The organism is Colwellia piezophila ATCC BAA-637 (assembly GCF_000378625.1).
Taxonomy (GTDB): domain Bacteria; phylum Pseudomonadota; class Gammaproteobacteria; order Enterobacterales; family Alteromonadaceae; genus Colwellia; species Colwellia piezophila.
Window position 1 is genome coordinate 297,069 of record NZ_KB905166.1, and the last position, 15,073, is coordinate 312,141.

24 protein-coding genes are annotated in these 15,073 nt (G+C 38.3%); 2 read left to right on the top strand and 22 right to left on the bottom strand.

Annotated features, from left to right (window positions below; translation table 11 throughout):
• Window positions 1-99: 99 nt before the first annotated feature.
• From F580_RS0113445 to F580_RS0113510, 11 genes are all read right to left on the bottom strand, one after another.
• Complete coding sequence (locus F580_RS0113445; RefSeq protein ID WP_019028258.1) at window positions 100-519, bottom strand: VOC family protein; 420 nt, start codon at window positions 517-519, stop codon at window positions 100-102.
• Between the two features lie 199 nt (window positions 520-718).
• Window positions 719-1,675: a transcription termination factor Rho gene (rho, locus tag F580_RS24550; protein ID WP_019028259.1), complete on the bottom strand. Its 957-nt coding sequence runs from the start codon at window positions 1,673-1,675 to the stop codon at window positions 719-721.
• Window positions 1,676-2,034: 359 nt separating this feature from the next.
• A complete protein-coding gene (locus F580_RS27370; RefSeq protein WP_019028261.1) occupies window positions 2,035-2,196 on the bottom strand; it encodes a glycine zipper domain-containing protein in 162 nt (53 codons plus the stop codon).
• Window positions 2,197-2,331: 135 nt separating this feature from the next.
• Window positions 2,332-2,973 carry a hypothetical protein gene (locus tag F580_RS0113465; protein WP_019028262.1) on the bottom strand — a complete coding sequence of 214 codons (642 nt, stop codon included), beginning with the start codon at window positions 2,971-2,973 and terminating at the stop codon, window positions 2,332-2,334.
• Between the two features lie 93 nt (window positions 2,974-3,066).
• Window positions 3,067-3,609, bottom strand: coding sequence for a hypothetical protein (locus F580_RS0113470; protein ID WP_019028263.1), 543 nt, complete (start codon window positions 3,607-3,609; stop codon window positions 3,067-3,069).
• Between the two features lie 117 nt (window positions 3,610-3,726).
• A complete protein-coding gene (locus F580_RS0113475; RefSeq protein WP_019028264.1) occupies window positions 3,727-4,131 on the bottom strand; it encodes a hypothetical protein in 405 nt (134 codons plus the stop codon).
• Window positions 4,132-4,231: 100 nt separating this feature from the next.
• On the bottom strand, window positions 4,232-4,654 hold the full coding sequence (locus F580_RS0113480; protein WP_019028265.1) for a VOC family protein: 423 nt from the start codon (window positions 4,652-4,654) through the stop codon (window positions 4,232-4,234).
• Between the two features lie 334 nt (window positions 4,655-4,988).
• A complete protein-coding gene (locus F580_RS0113485) occupies window positions 4,989-5,291 on the bottom strand; it encodes a helix-hairpin-helix domain-containing protein (protein ID WP_019028266.1) in 303 nt (100 codons plus the stop codon).
• 99 nt (window positions 5,292-5,390) lie between these two features.
• Entirely contained in the window at window positions 5,391-5,708 is a 318-nt protein-coding gene (locus F580_RS0113490) for a heavy metal-binding domain-containing protein (protein WP_019028267.1), read from the bottom strand.
• 445 nt (window positions 5,709-6,153) lie between these two features.
• A complete protein-coding gene (locus tag F580_RS0113500) occupies window positions 6,154-6,492 on the bottom strand; it encodes an outer membrane protein assembly factor BamB family protein (RefSeq protein ID WP_019028269.1) in 339 nt (112 codons plus the stop codon).
• A gap of 131 nt (window positions 6,493-6,623) precedes the next feature.
• A complete protein-coding gene (locus F580_RS0113510; RefSeq protein WP_019028271.1) occupies window positions 6,624-6,923 on the bottom strand; it encodes a hypothetical protein in 300 nt (99 codons plus the stop codon).
• Between the two features lie 161 nt (window positions 6,924-7,084).
• Between F580_RS0113510 and F580_RS0113515 the strand changes: the two genes are divergently transcribed.
• Together F580_RS0113515 and F580_RS0113520 are read left to right on the top strand one after the other, a co-directional pair.
• Window positions 7,085-7,315 carry a type II toxin-antitoxin system ParD family antitoxin gene (locus F580_RS0113515; protein WP_019028272.1) on the top strand — a complete coding sequence of 77 codons (231 nt, stop codon included), beginning with the start codon at window positions 7,085-7,087 and terminating at the stop codon, window positions 7,313-7,315.
• A gap of 8 nt (window positions 7,316-7,323) precedes the next feature.
• A complete protein-coding gene (locus F580_RS0113520; RefSeq protein WP_019028273.1) occupies window positions 7,324-7,617 on the top strand; it encodes a type II toxin-antitoxin system RelE/ParE family toxin in 294 nt (97 codons plus the stop codon).
• 126 nt (window positions 7,618-7,743) lie between these two features.
• On the opposite strand, the gene F580_RS0113525 is transcribed toward F580_RS0113520, so the two are convergent.
• The 11 genes from F580_RS0113525 to F580_RS0113575 form a co-directional block, all read right to left on the bottom strand.
• The gene (locus F580_RS0113525) at window positions 7,744-8,124 is read right to left on the bottom strand and encodes a VOC family protein (RefSeq protein WP_019028274.1); all 381 of its coding nucleotides are present in this window, start codon (window positions 8,122-8,124) and stop codon (window positions 7,744-7,746) included.
• Between the two features lie 97 nt (window positions 8,125-8,221).
• Window positions 8,222-8,344, bottom strand: coding sequence for a hypothetical protein (locus F580_RS27125; protein WP_019028275.1), 123 nt, complete (start codon window positions 8,342-8,344; stop codon window positions 8,222-8,224).
• A gap of 132 nt (window positions 8,345-8,476) precedes the next feature.
• Entirely contained in the window at window positions 8,477-8,917 is a 441-nt protein-coding gene (locus F580_RS0113535; protein WP_019028276.1) for a DUF6326 family protein, read from the bottom strand.
• A gap of 119 nt (window positions 8,918-9,036) precedes the next feature.
• Window positions 9,037-9,507: a GNAT family N-acetyltransferase gene (locus F580_RS0113540; protein ID WP_019028277.1), complete on the bottom strand. Its 471-nt coding sequence runs from the start codon at window positions 9,505-9,507 to the stop codon at window positions 9,037-9,039.
• Window positions 9,508-9,732: 225 nt separating this feature from the next.
• On the bottom strand, window positions 9,733-11,472 hold the full coding sequence (gene ggt / locus F580_RS0113545; protein WP_019028278.1) for a gamma-glutamyltransferase: 1,740 nt from the start codon (window positions 11,470-11,472) through the stop codon (window positions 9,733-9,735).
• Between the two features lie 511 nt (window positions 11,473-11,983).
• Entirely contained in the window at window positions 11,984-12,526 is a 543-nt protein-coding gene (locus F580_RS24560; protein ID WP_019028279.1) for a M23 family metallopeptidase, read from the bottom strand.
• 205 nt (window positions 12,527-12,731) lie between these two features.
• Window positions 12,732-12,959 carry a hypothetical protein gene (locus F580_RS0113555; protein ID WP_019028280.1) on the bottom strand — a complete coding sequence of 76 codons (228 nt, stop codon included), beginning with the start codon at window positions 12,957-12,959 and terminating at the stop codon, window positions 12,732-12,734.
• 119 nt (window positions 12,960-13,078) lie between these two features.
• The gene (locus tag F580_RS0113560; protein WP_019028281.1) at window positions 13,079-13,264 is read right to left on the bottom strand and encodes a hypothetical protein; all 186 of its coding nucleotides are present in this window, start codon (window positions 13,262-13,264) and stop codon (window positions 13,079-13,081) included.
• Between the two features lie 112 nt (window positions 13,265-13,376).
• Entirely contained in the window at window positions 13,377-13,781 is a 405-nt protein-coding gene (locus F580_RS0113565; RefSeq protein ID WP_019028282.1) for a hypothetical protein, read from the bottom strand.
• A 107-nt stretch (window positions 13,782-13,888) separates the two neighbouring features.
• The gene (locus tag F580_RS0113570; RefSeq protein ID WP_019028283.1) at window positions 13,889-14,341 is read right to left on the bottom strand and encodes a hypothetical protein; all 453 of its coding nucleotides are present in this window, start codon (window positions 14,339-14,341) and stop codon (window positions 13,889-13,891) included.
• A 145-nt stretch (window positions 14,342-14,486) separates the two neighbouring features.
• A complete protein-coding gene (locus tag F580_RS0113575) occupies window positions 14,487-14,993 on the bottom strand; it encodes a GNAT family N-acetyltransferase (RefSeq protein ID WP_157443106.1) in 507 nt (168 codons plus the stop codon).
• Between the last annotated feature and the right edge of the window lie 80 nt (window positions 14,994-15,073).

A 15,073-nucleotide genomic window follows, 5' to 3' on the forward strand; every position in this document is an offset into this window, starting at 1 on the left:
TAACCTTAGCTGACCATTGGTTAATCAGCAACTTAGACCAACCAAAGAGCAAAGAAACATAACACTAGCCAATATGAGTGCCAATTAAGAATATTTTGCTCATTCGACTTTGAACAATACTTTAGGATTAACCATGGTTTTCATTTCAAGAACATTACCGTTCGGGTCTTCAATAAAAAAGGTTTCCTGTTCATATTCACTGCCGATAAAACGACGATAAGGTTGGTCTAAATAGGCTATACCAGCCGTTTCAATACGCTCTTTTAAGGCTTTAAACGCCCTATCAGACAAATGTATACCAAAGTGGGGAACGAGGACGCTACCCATGTCTACTTCATGGCGTACTGTTGGCAAACGTTCTTCGCTTTGGTGTAAAGTCAATTCGTTGCCCCAAAAATCAATATCTACCCAATGTCCCTCCTCGCTATTGCCACTTTTACAGCCAAGTACATCGCAATAAAACCTTTTAGCTAAATTTAAATCGCCTGCAGGAATGGCCAGATGCAAACAGTTGGACATAACTTTCCCCTTGTTTTATTTTAAACGTATGAATTAAATAGCTACTCTATTTTATAGAGCACCAATTCATATAATACCAAGTGCATTAAAGCCAAAATTAATAAAAAGAGCGTTTATACTTTGTTCCGCAGAATAAAGACGCACGCGCTTTATATACTATATACATGCTAAATGGACCTTGAGTGCTTAATAAAATTTGCTACTCACGATTCAAAAGTTCGGCATTTGTTGGGTATTTCTCAAGTAACTCAACAAGTTTCCTAGCACCCTCTACAGGTTTAAGACCGGTAAGCGCCCTGCGCAACACGGTTACCTTGTCGAGTTCTTTCGAATTGAGCAGCAGCTCTTCACGGCGCGTGCTGCTTTTTGCAATATCTAACGCGGGAAAAATTCGTTGATTTGCCGCCTCACGCGATAAAACGACTTCCATATTACCCGTACCCTTAAACTCCTCAAATATCACCTGATCCATTCTACTGCCAGTATCAACCAGTATGGTCGCGAGAATGGTAAGCGAGCCACCATTTTCAATTTTTCTCGCTGCGCCAAACAGTTTTCGTGGTATTTCCATCGCTCTAGCGTCAAGGCCGCCCGACATGGTACGGCCGCTGCTCCTTTGACTGGCATTATGTACTCGTGTCAGCCTTGTCAGAGAATCAATGACAATCATTACATCGTGCCCTTCACCTGCTTGCCGGCGAGCAATTTTGAGCAGGTCATTGGCGACACGAACGTGTTGGTCATAGTTTTCATCCGTAGATGAGGCGTATACTTGTGCCGGAACGCTGCGCTTAAAATCCGTTACCTCTTCGGGACGCTCATCAATAAGTAACGCATAAAGCTTTATCTCTGGGTAAGCCTTACCCACCGACTGACAAATATGTTTTAACAAGGTGGTTTTTCCTGAGCCTGGCGGAGCAACAATTAACCCTCGCTGCCCCATACCTATCGGCGTAAACAAATCCATCGCTCGGGTGGACAGTTGCTCAGAGCCTAATTCTAGGCGAATACACTGATGAGGATTGATGGCAACGCCATTTATAAAACGCTTTAGGGGGTCAACGTGAGGTACAACCTTGGCCACTTGTTCGACTTGCTCGACTTTTATGGTGGTTTTTTTTCTTTTCACATTCAACGTTAATATTTTTCTTGTCATGATATCGGTTTTTAGCTCTAGAGGATTAAGTGTTTTTTGATGTGTTTACTGAAGTCTAAGGTAGCATAAAGCGTTTTTAAACCAGCCCTACGGGGATGTCTGAGCAAACCATGTTCTTCATTAGTTCCTTTTTTAAGGATGCTACATGGATGCTCCTTATTAGAGAATGCAGACGTGGCATGGATGCCACTTATTAGAGAATGCAGGATGCACATTCTCCTGTGCACATTCTCCTGTGCATATTCTCCTGTGCATATGCTCATAAATACCCCTTATTAAAATGAGGCGCTTTGATCATCAATTGCCTAGGCGTTAGTAAAAAAGAGATAATAACGTATTAAAAAAAGTATTGATAAATTTTAAAGCAATTTAGCTAAATATTTTTGGCTTACTTTAAAGGCTGCGCCAATTGTTACCCCAATACATATTCCAACAATGATACCCATTGATATATTACCAAATACGGCCCCAAATGAGACTCCCATTGATGAACCAAGCGCTACACCCAAACCGAGAACCAAGTACCCGATTGTTCTTTTTCATCTAATTTTGACGGCATTTGTTTGATTCCTTGGGGTGACTAAATACAAAAAATTATAACGAAACCGAAATTTAGACTCTACACGGCAGAGCTATCCGATTCACTGTTGCTGGGGTTAAAATTGGTGTTCTCGAGTCATCAATTTTTCTATCATGCGTTGCTTGGTTTCTTTAATAGGCACGAAAGTATCCGTTGATGTCGATGAATAATCTAGCGTGCAAAAAGAGGTGCCAGGGACTATTTGTATTGGCTCTGGTTGGGCTGCATAGAAATCATCCAAGTCAAGCTCTGGTAGCATTGCTGTAATAACAAGTTGTGATCTAGCCATAACATTAGGGTCGCCTAATCGACCACGCTGCCCCCATTTTATCTGCACTTGCTCGCAGGTAATATCATCAGATGAAAGATCGAAGTTCGAAAAGATGAGCACGTCCCCGTCGGCATCAAAACTATATTTTAACATCACCGAGTCAAATGCCATCGCAGTATCCTCCCATCCGTTAGTGAAACTGTAAGTAGCCTGTGCGATGTCGGCTCCAAACTCCATACCCACCTCAGTTGGAGTGTAATTTCGCTGCTCTGCTGATGACGTCTCACCTTGGTAGAGCACTTTAGCCAATCCTTGCCACACAGTTGATGTTAAAGGGAATTGTTCAACTAGACGCTGATGAACACATTGACCTCTATTCATGATGTCAGCTAAATTTTGCTGGAAGCTATTTGTCAGTACCAAATGAGCATGTTCGCTTAATGGCATACAGTCATTTGCATGGGCTAGTTCGTGATAAAAAAGCGCTGAGGTCAAGACCAAAATATCATCTAAACTCCGTTCTTCGGTTCCCGTCAGAGGTTAATTTTTTCCAGCATACTGGTTATTAATCACTAAACGCCCAATTTCTCTGAACTGCAGGTCGCTGCCATATTCCGAACGATAATCTGCTTGTTGGTTAATGGTCGATTTTTCTTCATTAGTCAACCAAAGATAAGCCGGATCAATATAGATAGCACCGGTTTCTAGACGATAGTGGGCTGGTCGAATGTCTTGGTGGATAACAATTGCCGTTGTTGCCCTAAATAACAAGAGCATCTCTGCAGGCATGATGACCAGCAATTCACGCATTCGCTGCCTCATCCATGAATGTGATACCACAACGCGATTCATGATTTCATCAATGCTTGGCTTGGTGTTATTTAGGCCAATTATTGGTAGTTCATTTAACGTACATGAATCACTGGCGTCTTTAATTGCCACACATCTGATAATATTGCCAGTATAGGGTTCTGTACCGGTAGCAGGCTGAAGATTACTGTAATCTATGCTATTGCTATTCGAATTCTTCTCATCACAAGCCACTAAGCCAAGACAGCACAAAATTAAGAAAACCTTTTTCATATTTTTTATCTTCCTTTGAACGAACTTTCCTACCAGTGACAATGCTGATGAATTAGCCTTAAAGCTATCATTGGCAATAAAATTTATAGCGGCTCTAACGATAAATCAATGGAGACATTAGCGCGAAACTTGATAACTTTGCAATGATGGAAGATCGCAGTCTATTGTTTTGATATAAATATTCCGCTCAATCCACATAATTTCTAAATCGTATAAGCAAAATGAGTATTTTGTCGGATCTTCTTCCCATACACCTTTAGTTTTCACTGATACCGAAGTGAATAACTCGTTATCGTTTTCCCACCAAACCAAAACCAAGTAATCACAGCTAGCACCATCATGAAAAATAACAAAAGCAGGAGTATTTAACCAATCGATGTCACGAGCAGATTTAACTTTTTTAAGCCGTTGAAAATATTTTGATTGTTCAACAGCAGCATTAGTCGCCGACACCGTATAAATTTTAACACCTGTTTCATCTAGCCAATCAACATGGCCTTCTATACTGCGCGGATTGTACATAGCATTCCTTGTAACGCCCTAATACGGGGCAAAAAATTGTTGGCTAAAATGTGAGGCAGAACCGAGCCAACTGTTGCCTGCCCGCTATTTAATGGCCTTGTTATAGCGCTCTTGATGCCATTGGGTGATTTGGATCTAATTGAAGTAAATCCCATAAGTTACCGTATAGATCTTCAAATACTGCTACGGTACCGTAATCCCGTTCTTTTGGTGCTCTAATAAATTTTATACCATCTGATATCATACGATTATAATCACGCCAAAAATCATCGGTATTTAAGAAAAGGAATACTCGGCCACCGGTTTGATTTCCGACAAAATCATTTTGCTCGGGCTTAGATGCACGAGCTAATAATAGTGTTACACCATTAGAACCCGGTGGAGAAACCACAACCCAACGTTTATCTTGTTCTGGTTGGTAAGTATCTTCCACAAGTTCAAATTTGAGTTTATTTACATAAAAGTCAATTGCCTCATCATAGTCTTTAACGACTATCGCAATGTGTACTATTGATTGTTTCAATTTATCTATCCTTGAATGCTATGCTGATGTAATTCAGCGCTATAACGCCCAAATTACAGGCTAAGTAATAACTGGCTAAAATCGTCGAGCAATACTTAGCCAACTGCTCCGTGTCCTTGTTAATTTACATTACCCTAAATTTAACTTTTATATAGCGCTAAATAAAAGAGAATAATACCAACGTCCCCTAATGATATGACTATATTTATTGAAAGAAGTAATGGCCACATTTTGTGTGAAAACCATGGATATTTCTAGCTTTTATTTAGAAAATGTAAACTTCGCCCAGGTCGACTTATCGTTATCTACTGCTTTGTCCGGCTTGAGTGACTAGTTAGCCTATATCCTGCTTCGCAGCTTTGACACTCTTACGCTCTGCCGTGTAATCCCACCAAGCCTTTGGTTCATCACCATTGATAAAACAGGTAACTGAAATAAACACATCAATAACACACGGGTCATGCCTGCTGCCTGTTATAATGCAGAGCCTGTCGTACATTTCATACGGGTCCTGCCCCACGAGATCATCGGGTTTCTCTATACCAAGCAACTCAAGGTCAGCAGCGCCTGCCTTACCTATATTTGGAAGGTCTGTAAGCTTACTTATATTTTCACGGACAACTTTACTCGGATTCATGATTCGCCTAACGCCCAACTAACAAGGTAAGTGATGATTGGCTAAAATGTTTGAGCAACGAAAAACAGCCAAGTGTATTTTTTACGTTTGAAGATCTTGTTATGTTTTTAATTTAACCGCTGTTCCAAAAACCATTATTTCACATGAGCCATCCATAATTGCACTTGTAGTAAAACGGATGCCGACAACAGCATCAGCTCCCTTTTCATCAGCGTTCTCAACTAGACGTTGAACAGCTATATCTCTCGCTTCTGTTAACATTTCCGTATAGCCGCGAATTTCACCACCGACGAGACTTTTTAAACCTGCCATGATGTCACGTCCAATATGCTTTGCTTGAACTACATTACCGGTAACTACACCTACTATTTCTTCGATTTCCTTGCCTGGAATGGACTCGGTGGTTGAATAAATCATAATACTTCCTTGAATAAATAACGCCTCATTAAGAGGCAATAAAATAGTTGGCTAAAAATAACGACGAAGGATCAAAAACCAACTATTTGTGTCCTTTTAAATGGCTTATAGTTATGTGTTTGATTAATTGATGATTAGTCAAACGTTTCAGGATTGGATTTCACATATAAACGTATTAAAAAAGCAACGAACAAATAAAATATAGTCAATATAACGGAGCCTCCTAAAGTTATGTTATCGAAAGCCCCTTGAGGATAGATACCTACAGTAGCTAAAACACTAAACATAATGAATATAATCCAAAAGGCTTTATTTTGATTATTACTCATATTTCCACTCCATAGAAAAACACATAACACCTCAATAAGCGGCCCGAAATAGTTGGTTAAAATGAACGAGAAACGAGTGTTAACCAACTGTTTCGCGTCCGTTTGAGTATACGCAATTAACTACTTGATGAAGCTGCACTTGTTGCGGCTACAGTAGTTGCAGCAACGGCTTGCTGTGTGGCTATTTGACTTGATATTACTGATGTATTTTGATGTTCACTAGCAATAATACACGTACCATAACCTAGACCTTTTAAAGGGTTTTCCCAAATAATAGCCCCATCAGAAGCTGATAAACAAAACAAGTGTCCCCCTGAGTATGCAAATACATTATCAGTTTCATAATAGACATTAGTGATAGTTGAGCTTTTAAGCTTGGTTTTCCAAAGCGGCTCGCCTGTTCTCTTACTCAAACAGACAACGTGATTACTAATACCTAAGAATAATTTATCCATAACACTCTCCGTAAATTAATTTTGCGTATATCGGCCCAATAACAGGCTAAGTAATGCTTGCTAAAATTGTGCAGCGTAACGGAACCGAGCAAGCTTTACCTGTCCCATTACTTAATGTGCATGTTAGTTATTTATATCAACTTGAGTAACATAGTAACGGCAATAAAATAGACAACAAATGAAGTCAACACAATCCTTTTAACTTTACCATGAGATAAATAGTCATCTCCGATTAAAACCATATATAAGCCGATTGGCGCAATAAAGATCGAAATAAAAAAAGGTAAAGGTAGAGGTAGGAGGGATAAAACTGTGAATACTGCAGAGGCTTTCGCGACTTGTTTTAAATTAAAGTGCTCACCTTGAAAACCATATGAAAAAAGTAAAATTACAAAAACGATAACAAATGACATCAATCCTTGAATAAACACAAAACTCTCCTTAAATAACACCCACTAAGGGGCAAAGTATACTTGGATAAAATAGGTGAATGAGTGGACAAAACAGCCAATTGTATTATGTCGATTTAATTGCCTAGTAATATTTTCATGCCATAATCTAATATATATTGGTACTTGTGAGGTTTTACATTATGGCTAAAAATACCAGCGTAACATTGGGCGATCATTTTGATCAATTCATAAAACAACAACTTAACACTGGTCGTTATGGCTCCGCAAGTGAAATTGTTAGAGCTGGATTAAGAGCTTTAGAAGATCAAGAAGCTAAGCTACTAAATTTACGCAATATGCTCATCCAAGGTGAAAAATGCGGCATTGCTGATTACAGTTATAAAAGTTTATTGACCGAGCTAGATAAATAAAAATATTAATGAATAATTTTTTATTATCTTCGAAAGCAAAGTCACCTTTAATTAAAAGAGCTAAATATACCCAATTGACTTGGGGTAAATCGCAAAGAAATGATTATTTAACAATACTTGATAATACCTTTCAATTTTTAGCTGATGAAGCAAAATTAGGTATTAATTGCGATTATATTAGTGAAGGCTACCACAAGTATCCTCAAGCTAGCCAGGTAGTTTATTACAAAGAGCTTCAAGTTAATCAAATTTTAATAGTGCGTACACTGCATAAAACTATGGATGTAAACTCCGCACTATAGAAAAATATAACGCCCCACTAAGGGAAAATTTAACCTTGGCTAACCTGTTGAACGAAGTGATAAAAACCAATGGGAAAATTTCACTTTTGAGTAGCTTGTTTTGACCCTTTTACTATAATCTTAAGATCAATCTACCCGATGAAGTGCACAAATTTTATTATTTGAAGGATCTCGTAAATAAGCTAAATATATTTTTCCAATAGCTCCCTCTCGTACTCCAGGAAGATCTTCACAAGAAGTGCCGCCATTCGCAATGCCCGCTGCGTACCAAGCATCCGCTATATCTGAGGTCTTTGCTGAAAAACCAATAGTAGAACCATTTCCATGGCAAGCAGGCTTGCCATTTATAGGCTTAGTGAGCGCCAAAACACCACTTTTAGTAAAATAAAAGCAACGTCCTTTTTCGTCGATTACACCGGGTTCGTAACCCATAGCGCCTAAAATTGCATCATAGAAAACCTTCGATTCTTGTACATCATTTGCACCAATCATTACATGACTGAACATTTTAATTCTCCTCGTTAAAAATAAATAGTTCGCGAACACTAAGGGCTATAACGCCGCTTAGCATTAAATCCTAATGGCATAATCTAAACTTCTTTTTTCATAACCCCAAAGCCCCAAGTGAATTGAGATAGCTTTCAACATCTTCTCGTTTTCTACCTTTAAACAGCCCTGCCGTTTCGACATCTATAGTATCTACTATTTTATACTTATACTTTTTCATGAGTTCTCCATAAGCTTCTTGAGTAGTGCATGCCTAACGCCCCAGTAAGAGGAAAATAGTAGGTGGTTAAAATAAGCGATACCGGAGCAAAAGCCAATAATTTTTGTATCCTTTTGAATGACTTATACATTCTTATACTAATTCATCCGTTTTAGGCCATTGCCACGCATACCATACGATTGCGATGGTGATCGCAATTTCTATCGCTGTCAGCAGTAGATAAAACGCCCAAGTCTCTGTCAAATTGAACAAAATATTGGTAAGTATAAAAAACATACCCACACCGATGTTAAGCCAGCGATTGATTTTCGGTTTTAGCACTAAGGAAATAAAAATCATAATACTGGGTATTGCCATTAATATTGCAACAAAAACAAATTCTAATTGAGTATTAAGATCAGCTGCAGTTGTTTTTACCTCCATTGCCTTCGCTAATATTCCTGGGACATATATTTGTATATAGTCACCGTAGACATAGCAAAACATAACCGCGACCCAAAGCGCAGAAATCTTTAGTTTTACATTAATTTGAAAATCTTCAAAAACTGCTGTACTACTTTTAACTGAACTCATTCAAAACTCCATATTCTCGATAACGTATAACGCTACAATAAGCGGCTAAATGAAAGCTTGCTATAATTTTCGAGGCACGAGCACAGCAAGCTTTTATGTGTCCGTTCTTAATGGCCTTGTTATGTGGTTAGAACACATTCCATTTTAATGGATTTTAATACCACACCATTTTGAGTAGTGAAGTCACTTTTGCTTTGTTCCACGAATCCATTTCGTAAATAAAAATTAGCGGCATTAAGTGATGAATCTACTTTAAGAACTTTAATGCCAGCGTCACGGGCTTTTGTAAATAGAAATTCAATCATTTCTTTGCCAATTCCCTGGCCAGCATAGTCAGGCGATACAAACAACGAAAGTAAAAGCTGTCTTTCTATATTTAGCTCACCAAAACAGGCTATTTTATCTTCCAACACCTTAACATACAGTGTACAGCCATCATTCACGCTGCGTATAAACCGCTCAGGGCGAGCTTCCCCTACCCAAGCCAAAATAGTCTTAAGATCATAATCTCTTACGCATAGAGCTTTTGCAGAAGCTCTAAAAACAGAATCCATATCGATGTAATCTGATTGTTCAGCAATACGAATCATAAAATACCAGTCCTTTTGAAGTACATAACGCTTACCTAAAAAGAAAGTTTTACTCGGCTAAAATTTTGAATAACGAATAAAAGCCAACTATATTTTGTTCTTTGAAGTGACTTATAGTTCGACCAAGCCACTATAACCATTTGATCCTGATAAATTAATATACACTTCACTACGTTTGACGTTGAAGTTAAACCGCTTTTTTCAAATTTAATTTAAAAAATTAACTTAGTGAGCTGCTGCTAATCCGTCTCTTCTGGAATCAGAACCGGCAATATAGCCTTTTTCCAATTTCATCACTGCCTGACCACCACCGAATATTAAACCTCGATTATTACCAAGAAAAACACGTTGAGCGGTCGACATAATTGGATTTTGTGGTGCATGGCCCATCGATATTAATTCATCTACCGTGCTTTGTGGAATTGCTTTTTCGAAACTAACGTTGTTTTCTTCCCAATGTCTAAATCGAGGCGCATCGATGGCTTCTTGTACGTCCATATCAAAGAGCACCATATTAAGTAAGACTTGAACATGTGCTTGAGGCTGTTGTGCTCCGCCAACAATACCATAGCTTAACCAAGGCTTTTGCTGTCCTTGCTCATCCATCTTTGTGACAAAACCAGGAATAATAGTGTGACATGGGCGTCTTCCAGGCGCTACTGTATTGGCTCTATTTTTTTGCATAGACAAGCCAACACCTCGGTTTTGTAGCGCAAAACCGGTACCTGGAACGACAATTCCTGAGCCAAATGAACCCGCCAAGCTGTTAATAAAAGACACCATATTCCCTTTACTATCACCAACACTTAAATAGGTGGTTTCGCTTGTCGTTAATGAGCTCTCAGGATCGGCTCTTTTCATCGCATGATGGGCATTAATTTGCGCACGGCGCTTAGTAATAATTTCATCTGATAGCAATTGTTCAGGGGTCACCTGCATAAACTTGGGATCGCCAACAAAGTATTCTAAATCAGCATAAGCAAGCTTTTTAGCTTCAATTAGGTGATGAAGATATTCGACAGAATTGTGTTTCATGGCGGTTAAATCATAAGGTTCCAATATCTTAAGCATTTCTAAAGCGGCAATTCCTTGTCCATTTGGTGGCAATTCCCAGAGTCTATATTCTTTGAACGGAACCGAAATAGGCTCAACCCAATTTGCACTATATTGGGAAAAATCGGTTTCCGTTAAAAATCCGCCTAATTCTTGAACCCTTATAGCAATTTTTTGCCCAAGTTCACCACCGTACATCACTTCAGGGCCGCGCTTCGCGATAAGCTTCAATGTATTTGCGTAATCGGGGTTAGAAAACCATTCGCCAACTTTAGGTGTTCTAACGCCATCAATTAAAAATGTTGCCCTTGAACCTAAATCCCAATTAAGCTTACTTTCAAAAAGCGCCCATTCAGCTGCGGTAACTTTAGAGACAAGAAACCCCTTTTCAGCTAACTCAATGGCTGGTGCTAATGCCTGAGCTAAGCTTATAGTCCCGTGTGCTTCTAATAATTTTGCCCAACCAGATAATGCCCCGGGTAGAGTAATAGATTGAGGGCCATCATCTGGAACACTGCTGCGATCGCCAATTTTTTCTAACGTCATTAACGCACCAGCATGACCACTGCCATCAATGCCAATTAATCGCTGCTGTTCTTCAGACCAATATATAGCAAACATGTCACCACCAATGCCGGTCATATAAGGTTCAACTACACTTAAAACGGCGGCAGCAGTTACGGCGGCATCTACTGCATTGCCACCATTTTTTAATACGGTAAGACCTGCCTGACTAGCCAAAGGCTGACTAGTAGCCACCACACCATTTGGTGCATATACAGCGCTTTCTTGATAGTTTTCTATTGGTGCACCAAGTCCTGCACGCAGTGAAAATCCAGCCACTATAGCTGATATCGCAACCAGAGTGATTATTGCAAGCGACCAAAAAATAAAACGTTTTATGCCATTCATATTAATCATTTCCCTTAAATGTAATCCAAGTTCATTTTATTCTTATTCTTATTCTTGAGTGAGGTTGTGCCTTGAGTGACTTATTAAATAGTAAGTTTCAGATGCATTCTTGCTTATTAGGCATATAACGCCTCGTTAAGGAGAAACAATTAGTTAGCTAAATTGTTGAGGAACAAAACTGCTCACTGTATTTTGTCCCGCTTAAACAGTTTATTATATGAAATTTATGGTCTAGAACAAGTACAGGCTAAGTCACCATACCCTTGAATCCATTGACTATATACCCACAAATACACTCTCTTTGAACCTTAGAGCAATCTTGACTATTAACGCCACTGCTGCCAGTCGAATAGGTACATGCTGATATAAGTAAAACGAGGGATAAACCTAAAATTTTAATCCAAACTCCATTTCATATAACGCCTCATGAAGCGGAAAAATACAGTTTGGCTAAAATGTGCGCAGCGCGAGCCAACTGTAATTTTGCCGTAACAGAGCCTTAATAGGCAAACTACATCGCGGTATAAATTACACCCTGTACAAGTATTTTGTCATTAGGGCTAGCGTTTTTAAAAGAGATTGGAATCGTAGAACAGTTGCCAACAACATTATTTTTCACACAAGAATCATCTAGCTCAATGACATGAAAGTGTAAGTGCGGGATTGACTCCATGCCAGTATCACCACTATAGGCAATAACATCACCTTGCTTTACCTCTTCTCCTAGCTCAACCGTTGCACCAATATTTGTAATATGCATATAAAAAGCAAAGCTACCATCTTCATGGGCGACGGCAATATAATTAAAATCACGTTCTTTATTGTTACCATCAAAAAAACTGTCCTCAATTGCAGCTACTTTGCCAGTGCGAGCAGCATGAATAGGAGTGCCAACATCCATTACAAAATCAAAAGCAAATTCATTTTTATATTCAATGGAATGGGTATGAAACGTGCAGTTACCCTGCCTTAACTCATAACTTTCACTAAGACCAAAAGGTAACTTATATAATGAGTTTTCAGGTTCAATAAATCGAGATGAGTTTTTCGTCATACAATTTAGATCTATTTTAGCCCTAGTCGAGTTACATGAAGTGAGAACGAATAAACTAATTATTATTATGAAAATTCTATGATACATACGCTTCCTTGCTTTGTTTTACGCCCCACTAAGGGCCTCTAAAGGTTGGCTAAAATTGTGCAACAAAGCGAAACGTAGCAAACAGTTACGTGTCCTTGTTTATTTTCTTGCTATAGGCCTACTTATCCACAGTTTGTTTAATAATAAGTAAATCCACTAGTACTTTTTGAAATATGTGCAAACAACCACTAATTGAGAATATGATAATTAAAATTGGTGAAAACTGAGCACCATCAAAGAAATAATCATTTGAAAATTGCACTAGAAGTGTTAATAAAGCAATAATTATTATAGGTTTTACAAAATGCTTACTAATTGAGGCTTTGATATCCTTTTCGGTAATCATACTATCTCCGTAATTTGATATAGGTATATAACGCCTCACCAAGAGGCAAATAATAGTGGGTTAAAATATGCGAGGAACGAAGCCCTGCCAACTGTTGCGTGTCCTAGTTTATTTGCTTGTTATGTGTTTTTGGCACTCCACTTTCCAGAGACAATCATGACATAAGCACCGATAGTAATAGTACCTAACATTACTCCTATGAGAGGCGCTGAACTCCCAACGAGAAAAGACATACCAAGTGAAGTACCTAAACATAAGGTTAAAGCACAAAGTTGCGCTCGATTAAGTTTATTGTTAAATCTCATTGTGGACTCCTAATCCGTGAGTTTACTGAGAATAATCATAGGTATATAACGCCTCACCAAGAGGCAAATAATAGTGGGTTAAAATATGCGCGGAACGAAGCCCTGCCAACTGTTACGTATCCCTGTTGATTTTATTGTTATGTGAACACTCATTCAAAGTAGCTAAACCTAAGTCTATATGAGCGACTATATAACCATATTCTTTTTTTGAGAGTGCAGCTTTTTCAAATTGTTTTTTTGCAAGTTCATGGGTCCACACATTACCACAAGGTGCGTCCACTATTGTTGTATCAACTTTTAAAAGTTGCACATCTTCGATCGCAAAACCTTTTTTTACCGCACTTTTAGCACATAGGCTTAATGCGTATTCAACAGCATATATGTCAACACTTGGCATACCAATAAACTCTACATCACAGGCAAGTTTACGCGTCCCCGTTTCATCAACGTAATAAAGTTGACCCGTGGTACATGACGTAATTAACACAGATAGTATAATGATTAAAAGTCGATTCAAACTCAAACTTTCCTTGTACCAACGCCCAAATAACAGGCTAAGTAATAGTTGGCGAAAATGTACGAGGAACGAATGCTAGCCAACTGTTTAGCGTCCGTTTGAGTAACTTATAAGCACTTTACACTGTAGTTATTAATATTTAACTTTACCGCTTTACTATGTAGGCCGTCACCTCTATCAATACGCTTTTGGTTTAAGTTAAAAAAGTGACTTAATTGTTTTTCCGGAACAATAAAATCATGATTGTTATATATAATACTGTTGTTTTTTATAGGAAATATAGAAATAATATCTTTATTACTATCTACGAATACTAGCTTATCGTATGAGCAAAAATTTTCAGATGTTTGAATATTGGCATTAGCGGTAAGAATGGTTGTTGAAACTAAATCTTTCAATTTGTGAAAGTTTTCCCATCTACCATAAAGCACCGCCGATTTTGTTTTGTGGTCAAGCCAAAAAATTAATTTCGTCTCATCTAAAGTAGATGAGTGAAATTGCATGTCATCGCTTGCAATACATCCAAAAGTTAAGAATACCAATAATATCAGCTTTTTCACTTTACTCTCCATGTTAGGAATACTCGCCGTAATCTTGTGTGCTTATAATGCCTGCTTAAGCGGAAAAGTAGAGTTGGCTATAATGCGCGAGGTACGAGCCCCTGCTAACTGTTACGTCTCCTTGTTTATTTTCTTATATCTCGTTTTATAGAGCCACTTGATAGATGTCGACTTTAAAGCCACGAAATACAGAAGATTTAATAAATTGAAAACCTGTTCTATTTACCACTTTAACAGAGCTGATATTCGCTGACTCTATTAGTGCGTGTACCACTTTAAGCTTTAAGGATTTTTTAGCAAAATCTAATAAACCAAATGTAGACTCAACAGCATAACCTTTGCCTTGTTGGTCAGTGGCAAGACGATAATTGATATGTATAACATCATCAGTGTCTACTTTATGTTTATTAAGACCACACACTCCAACAAACTCATTAGTTATCGAGTTATAAATTGCCCAATGCCCATAACCATTTAAGTCATATTGATTTTTGCAATTAGCTATATAATCATAAATCTGTTCTTCTGTGTGAACACCTACTGTCGAATATTGCATTACAATAGGATCAGCTAGCACTTTTAATAGGTTTATAGCATCCTCCTTCGTAATTTGACGAATACTTAACCTTTCAGTTTCAACAATAGTCAACACAAACTCCTAGAGATAAAACGCCCTGTTAAGGGGGAAAATATAGTTGGCTAAAATGTTGATCAGAGTGAAAACAGCCAACT